General features: G+C 75.6%; 9 protein-coding genes. 2 read left to right on the top strand and 7 right to left on the bottom strand.

Going from position 1 to position 5933, the window contains the following annotated elements; all coding sequences use genetic code 11:
* The 3 genes from Q6969_RS12240 to Q6969_RS12230 form a co-directional block, all read right to left on the bottom strand.
* Positions 1–475: hypothetical protein (locus tag Q6969_RS12240; RefSeq protein WP_317230688.1), on the bottom strand; the 475-nt coding region annotated here is incomplete at its 3' end.
* 120 nt (positions 476–595) lie between these two features.
* Entirely contained in the window at positions 596–1015 is a 420-nt protein-coding gene (locus tag Q6969_RS12235; RefSeq protein WP_094116808.1) for a DUF4383 domain-containing protein, read from the bottom strand.
* A 100-nt stretch (positions 1016–1115) separates the two neighbouring features.
* Positions 1116–1766: a dienelactone hydrolase family protein gene (locus tag Q6969_RS12230; RefSeq protein ID WP_317230687.1), complete on the bottom strand. Its 651-nt coding sequence runs from the start codon at positions 1764–1766 to the stop codon at positions 1116–1118.
* Between the two features lie 55 nt (positions 1767–1821).
* On the opposite strand from Q6969_RS12230, the gene Q6969_RS12225 reads away from it, so the two are divergent.
* Positions 1822–2535, top strand: a complete 714-nt coding sequence (locus tag Q6969_RS12225) for a DUF305 domain-containing protein (protein ID WP_317230686.1) — start codon at positions 1822–1824, stop codon at positions 2533–2535.
* Between the two features lie 36 nt (positions 2536–2571).
* Here Q6969_RS12225 and Q6969_RS12220 read toward each other — a convergent pair whose 3' ends face one another.
* Together Q6969_RS12220 and deoC are read right to left on the bottom strand one after the other, a co-directional pair.
* Complete coding sequence (locus Q6969_RS12220) at positions 2572–3864, bottom strand: M18 family aminopeptidase (protein ID WP_317230685.1); 1293 nt, start codon at positions 3862–3864, stop codon at positions 2572–2574.
* Positions 3864–4586 (bottom strand): deoxyribose-phosphate aldolase, encoded by a 723-nt coding sequence (deoC, locus tag Q6969_RS12215; RefSeq protein WP_317230684.1) that lies wholly within the window; start codon positions 4584–4586, stop codon positions 3864–3866. The genes Q6969_RS12220 and deoC overlap by 1 nt, the downstream gene beginning before the upstream one ends.
* Before the next feature lie 93 nt (positions 4587–4679).
* On the opposite strand from deoC, the gene Q6969_RS12210 reads away from it, so the two are divergent.
* Entirely contained in the window at positions 4680–4892 is a 213-nt protein-coding gene (locus Q6969_RS12210) for a hypothetical protein (protein ID WP_317230683.1), read from the top strand.
* A gap of 18 nt (positions 4893–4910) precedes the next feature.
* On the opposite strand, the gene Q6969_RS12205 is transcribed toward Q6969_RS12210, so the two are convergent.
* Positions 4911–5114 carry a hypothetical protein gene (locus Q6969_RS12205; RefSeq protein WP_317230682.1) on the bottom strand — a complete coding sequence of 68 codons (204 nt, stop codon included), beginning with the start codon at positions 5112–5114 and terminating at the stop codon, positions 4911–4913.
* A 111-nt stretch (positions 5115–5225) separates the two neighbouring features.
* Positions 5226–5933: NAD(P)H-hydrate dehydratase (locus Q6969_RS12200; protein WP_317230681.1), on the bottom strand; the 708-nt coding region annotated here is incomplete at its 5' end.

Below are 5933 nucleotides of genomic sequence, written 5' to 3'. Positions count from 1 at the left end.
GGGCAGCCGACGGCGTGGCGGCGCGGGCGGCGGCGGGGTGCGGGGCGCCGGATCCGATGAGCGCGGCGTCGGCGGGGAACTCCGCCTCGACGGCGGTGCAGGCCGCCTGGGCGTCGGTCTCGGCGCGCGAGCGGAGGTGGCGGCCGACGACGGCGGCGACCAGGAGGTCGAGCAGGGTCGCGGCGAGCATGGGGATCGCGGGGAGATCGCTGGTGATGCCGGGCGCCTGCATGACGACCGCGGCGGTCACGAGCAGCGCCCAGCCGGCCACCGGCACGAGCGCGCCGACGACGGCCCATCCGGCCGCGGGGAGGCGGTCCGAGCGGAGGACCGCGACGGCCCAGGCCAGCTCGGCGACGCCGATGACGAGGAGGGCCACCATGGCCGCGGGCGGGGATCCCGCCCCGACGGCCAGGTGGATGAGCGCGGCGCCCAGGGCGGCGAGGGCCAGCCAGTGGCGGATGAGCAGTGACACGTGCTGGTCCCTTCGTCGTCCCGGGCGCCGCGGTGGTGCGGTGCTGCGTGCTGTCGATCTGTCGATCTGTCGTGCGGTGATGCGTGACGCGCCGGGTGCGGCGGCGCGGCGGCGGTCCGGCTAGGCCGCGCGGGTGGCGCGGTTGCGGACGCCCTTCTCGGCGCCGAGGCCCACGATCAGCAGCACGACGGCGCTGCCGAGGTGGAGGAAGTGGTCCGCGGTGTTGAGCGCGAGGATGTTGAAGTCGGTGTTCACGAGGAAGAAGCCGACGATGCCGAGCGCGAGGTACGCGAAGCCCACGGTGGAGTTCACGGCCTTGGCCGACGCGACGCTGGAGAGGCCGCCGATGAGCAGGGCCGCGCCGATGAGGAGGTGGGCCACGTTGTGGAACGGGTTCACCATGAAGATCCCGAGCAGCAGTCCGCCGTCGGAGGAGAAGAACCCTCCGCTCTGCGGCGGGAACAGGAAGCCGAGAAGGCCGACGAGGACGTAGACGGCGCCGAAGACGGTGCCGAGCAGGCGGTTCGGGGACGAGCTCATGATGGTGCCTCCATTGGTAGGGAAGAGCCGGGGCTTTCCCAGGCTCCATACATTCGTACCGCTTACGTGCGGGGTTTGGTGCGGTCGAGCTACCGGATCGTCACGCGTTTCCCAGGTGCTCCGCGAGGAACGCCTCGGTGCGGCGGTAGGCGAGGGCCGCGGCGTCGGGATCCAGCCGGTCGCGGAGGCTCGCGTTCGGGAACACGGGGAGCGTGCCCGGGTAGGTGTGCGAGGTGATGGGCGTGCCGTGCTCGCGCAGCCGGCCGATGAAGGCCTCGGGCCGCTGGTCGTCCACCCACTCGTCGTGCTCGGCGAGGTGCAGCAGCACCGCGCAGGGGATCACGCCGTGCTCCTCCGGGCCGAGGCTCGCGCAGTAGGCGACCACGGCGTCCGCGCCGCCGTCCTGCGCCTCGAGGAGCGCCAGCCAGCCGCCGGGCGCGAAGCCGACGAGGCCGACGCGCTCGGATCCGCGCGCCCGCGCCGAGTCGATGCCGTCGCGGATGGTGCCGAGGGCGAACCCCACGTCCAGCTGCGCGGCGAGCCCCGCGGCGAGGCCGTCGTCGAGGGTCCCGCGGCCGTCGTAGAGGTCGGGCACGAGCACGTGGAAGCCCGCGCGGGCGAGCGCCAGCGCGTACTGGTCGAGCCAGGGGAGGCGGCCGTGGTCGTCGTGGACGAGGACCACCACCGGGCGGCCCGGCTCGCCGAACTCGAGGGTGACGCCGGGATGCGGCAGTTCGACGATCTCGGGCATGGGGAGAACCTACCGGCGGGCTGTCACCCGGCGCGCCGTGGAGGAGGATCGAGGCATGGGATACCGCTACCGGCTCACCGCCGTCACGACCGCCATCGTCCTCGCCGCCGGGCTCGCCGGCTGCTCGACCCCGCCGCGCACCCCCGAGGACGCCGCCAGCGCGAGCGCCGACGCGGCCGCTCCCACGGAGACGGAGTCCCAGGGCTGGAACCGCGCCGACCTCTCGTTCGCCGAGGAGATGGGCGACCACGCCGCCGGATCCGTCGAGCTGGCCGAGGCGGCGCTCGAGGTCACCGACCTGCCGCCGGAGGCGCAGGAGCTGGCCGTGCAGATCCGCGACGAGCAGGGCCCGCAGGCGCGGACCCTCGCGCAGCTCGCGGAGGAGTGGGGCGACGAGGAGGGCGGATCGGGCGCGAACGGCACCGAGGACCGCGAGGAGGCCGGCGGCGTCTCCGCCGAGGGCGGGACCGAGGGCGGCGCGACGGAGGGCTCCGGATCCGCGGCCGAGACCGAGGAGATGAGCGACACCGCCTTCGACTCCGAGCTGGAGGCGCTGCGGGCGGCGAGCGGCGTGGACGCGGCGCGGCTGTTCCTGCAGGGCATGATCGCCCGGCACCAGGCCGCCATCGAGCTGGCCGACGGGGAGTCGCAGCTCGGCACCTCGACCGAGGCGCTCGAGCTGGCCGCGACGATGTCGTCGGCGCAGGGCGAGCAGCTCACCAGGATGCAGGCGCTGCTCGGGTCGATCGGCGGCGTCGTCCTGCCGTGAGGCCGGGCCCGGCGCGCATCGTGTCGGGCCGGGCCCTCAGGCCGCCGGGCGGAGGAACGCGGCGGCCGCGGCGGCCAGATGGCCGGGGTCGTCGGCGCCGCACAGCTCGCGCGCCGAGTGCATCGACAGCAGCGGGATGCCGACGTCGACCGTGCGGATCCCGAGGCGCGTCGCCGTGATGGGGCCGATGGTCGAGCCGCACGGAACCGCATTGCTGGACACGAACTCCTGGTACGGGACCCCGGCGCGCTCGCAGGCGAGCGCCCACTCCCGGGCGCCGACGCCGTCGGTCGCGTAGCGCTGGTTCGCGTTGATCTTCAGCAGCGGGCCGCCGTTCGGCACGGGCCGGTTGGCGGGGTCGTGGCGGTCGGGGTGGTTCGGGTGCACCGCGTGCCCGGCGTCGGCCGACAGGCACCAGGAGTCGGCGAACGCGCGGCGGCGCTCCTCCGATCCCGCGCCGAGGCCGGCGGACACGCGACCGAGCACGTCCTCGAGGACGGGGCCGGCGGCTCCCGACGAGGTCGCGGATCCGACCTCCTCGTGGTCGAAGGCGGCGAGCACGGCGATGGGCGCGTCCCCGTCCTCCTCGGCGGTGGCCAGCTCGAGGAGGGCGGTCAGCCCCGCGTGCACGGAGCTGAGGTTGTCCATGCGGCCGGCGGCGAAGAGCGCGCCGTCGAGCCCGAGCGGGCCAGGCGCCTGCGTGTCGGCGACGCCGACGTCGTAGCCGAGCACGTCGTCCGCCGCGACGCCCGCGAGACCGGCCAGGTGGCCGAGCACGTCGTGGGCGGCGGGGGAGCCGACGGCGAGGACGGGCGACATGTGCCGCTGCGGGTCCAGCCGGAGACCCTCCGTGTTCACACCCCGGTCGAGGTGGACGGCCAGCTGCGGGAATCGGAGGAGCGGACCGGTGCGCACGAGGTGGCGTCGGCCATCGCGGGTGACCAGGCGGCCGGCGAGCTCCAGGTCGCGGTCGAGCCAGGAGTTGAGGAGCGGGCCGCCGTAGACCTCGACGCCCGCCTGCACCCAGCCGTCGGAGCCGATGGTGGGCTTCGGCTTGAGCTTGAAGCCGGGGGAGTCGGTGTGGGCGCCCAGCACGCGGAAGGGGGTGGTGGCGTGGGCGCCGGCGGGCTGGATCCACGCGAGGAGCGCGCCGTCGCGCACGACGTAGCGCCTGCCCGGGCCGGTGGGCCACGCGTCGCGCTCGTCGAGGCCCGTGAACCCCGCCGCGTCGAGCCGGCGCGCGGCCTCGGCGACCGCGTGGAACGACGAGGGCGAGGCCTGGATGTAGCGGCCGAGGTCGGCGAGGTGCGCGCGGCGGTCCGCGGGCATCAGTACCCGCTCGATCCGAGCGCGCCGTTCTCCGGCGTCTGCACGGGGCCGGCGAGCACGACCGCGCTGCCGGAGACGCCGAGTCGCGTGGCGCCCGCCTCGATCATCTGCACGGCGGTCTCGTACGTGCGGATGCCGCCGGAGGCCTTCACGCCCGCGCGGCCCGCGACCGTGCGGCTCATGAGCTCGACCGCGTGAACGGTGGCGCCGCCGGTCGGGTGGAACCCGGTGGACGTCTTGACGAAGTCGGCCCCGGCGGCGACGGCCGCCTGGCAGACGGCGACGATCTGGTCGTCGTCGAGCGCGGCGGACTCGATGATGACCTTCAGCACCGCGGGCGCGGGCACGGCGTCGCGGACGGCGCGGATGTCGGCCTCCACGTCGTCGAAGCGCCCCTCGCGGGCGGCGCCCACGTCGATGACCATGTCGACCTCGTCCGCGCCCTGGCGGACGGAGAGCGCGGCCTCGGCGGCCTTGACCTCGCTGTGGTGCTTGCCGCTGGGGAAGCCGCAGACGACCGCGACCCGGAGGTCGGCGCCCGCGGGGACCTCGAGCGGCAGCATCGACGGCGAGACGCACACCGAGTACGTGCCGAGCTCGACGGCCTCGGCGACCAGCGCGGCGACCTCGTCGCGCGTGGCCTCGGGCTTCAGGAGCGTGTGGTCGATGATGCGGGCGATCGCGGCGGTGTCGGTCGCGGGCGTGGACGGGCTGGTGCTCATGCGGGATTCCTCACGTCGTGCGGGACCTCGATCCTACGGGCGGGGTCGCGCGGGACCCCGCCCATGGGATCCCACGCCGCTAGCGTGAGCACGATGATCGACACCACGCTCGCGCTCCTGCTCGTCGCCGCCGCGGCGATCCTCGTCAGCGGGGTCCTCCTGGGCGTCGGCGGCCTGCGGAGCGCCCGCGAGCGGGGGATGGGGAACGCACGGCTGCTGTCGGCGCCGGCCCTGCCCTGGACCCTGGCGGCGATGGGCGCGGGAGCGGTCAGCGTGCTCTGCCTGCTGCCGATCCTGCTCGTCTGACGGCGGCCCCGACGCGGATCAGGAGTAGTCGGCGCCCGGGATGCCCGCGGGACGGTAGACGTAGCCGTCGGCGTCCGCGTCGAGCTCCCAGACGATCTCCTCCTCGGTGAGCGACGTGGCGCGCGTGAAGCTCTTCACGGGCTCGCCGTTGATGAGCTCGACCTCGGCCTCCTCGGTGCCGTCCGGGCCGACCAGCTGTGCGGTGTACGTGGGATCAGTCATGCTCCGACCCTACGACGGTGCGCGCGCGATGACCGGCGGGACCGGATCCGCACAGCGGCTCCGCAGGCCGGCGCACCCGGGGCCGAGCGTGTCCGGGACGGGCCCGGCGGCTCAGGCCTCCAGCTCCACGAGCACGCGCGGCAGCTCCACGAGCAGCTCGCTCGCGAGGTAGCCGAGCGGTCCGACCCCCACCGCGAGGCGGTCGCCGGCGGCCGCGTGGGCGTGCGTCGCCCACACGGCGGCCTGCGCGGGATCGGCGCCGCGGGCGCACAGGCCCGCCACCGCGCCGCCGAGGACGTCTCCGGATCCGGACGTGCCGAGCCCGCTGCCGCCCGCGCCGATGCTCCACGCGCGCCCGTCGGGCGCGGCGACCACGCCGCCCATCGTGACCACGGCGGCGTAGTCGCGGGCGATCTCCCGCGCGTCCGCCACCGCGTCGTCGCCCGCCTCCCGCCCGAGCAGGCGCTCGGCCTCGGACGAGTTCGGCGTGAGCACGAGCCTCCCGGCGAGGTGCGCCGCGGACTCGCGGCAGGCGGGGAGGACGCCCAGCGCGTAGGCGTCGAGCACCACGACGGCGTCGTCGGGCACGAGCGTCGCGAGGAGCCGGACCATCCGCTCGGCCTCGTCGGCGTCGTCGAGGCCGGGCCCCGCCAGGACCGCGTCGGCGGAGGCGATGTCCGCCTCCGCCGCGCGGATGCCGACGCCCCGCACGTGCCCGGCCGCGGTCTCCTCGAGCGGCACGACGCCGCTCTCGGGGACGGCGACGGCGACCTGCGTGGCGACCGACGCCCCGACCGCGAGGGTCAGGCGGCCGGCGCC

Origin of the sequence: Clavibacter sp. MX14-G9D (assembly GCF_032917815.1) — a bacterium.
Lineage (GTDB): Bacteria > Actinomycetota > Actinomycetes > Actinomycetales > Microbacteriaceae > Clavibacter > Clavibacter michiganensis_K.
This window is presented reverse-complemented; position numbering and strand designations above follow the sequence as displayed.

Excerpts from the sequence above, each read along its gene's own strand:
- Q6969_RS12210 (WP_317230683.1), top strand. The coding sequence starts at position 4,680 with ATGATCGACACCACGCTCGCGCTCCTGCTCGTCGCCGCCGCGGCGATC.
- Q6969_RS12220 (WP_317230685.1), bottom strand. The coding sequence starts at position 3,864 with ATGCCCGCGGACCGCCGCGCGCACCTCGCCGACCTCGGCCGCTACATC.
- Q6969_RS12225 (WP_317230686.1), top strand. The coding sequence starts at position 1,822 with ATGGGATACCGCTACCGGCTCACCGCCGTCACGACCGCCATCGTCCTC.
- Q6969_RS12230 (WP_317230687.1), bottom strand. The coding sequence starts at position 1,766 with ATGCCCGAGATCGTCGAACTGCCGCATCCCGGCGTCACCCTCGAGTTC.
- Q6969_RS12205 (WP_317230682.1), bottom strand. The coding sequence starts at position 5,114 with ATGACTGATCCCACGTACACCGCACAGCTGGTCGGCCCGGACGGCACC.
- Q6969_RS12235 (WP_094116808.1), bottom strand. The coding sequence starts at position 1,015 with ATGAGCTCGTCCCCGAACCGCCTGCTCGGCACCGTCTTCGGCGCCGTC.
- deoC (WP_317230684.1), bottom strand. The coding sequence starts at position 4,586 with ATGAGCACCAGCCCGTCCACGCCCGCGACCGACACCGCCGCGATCGCC.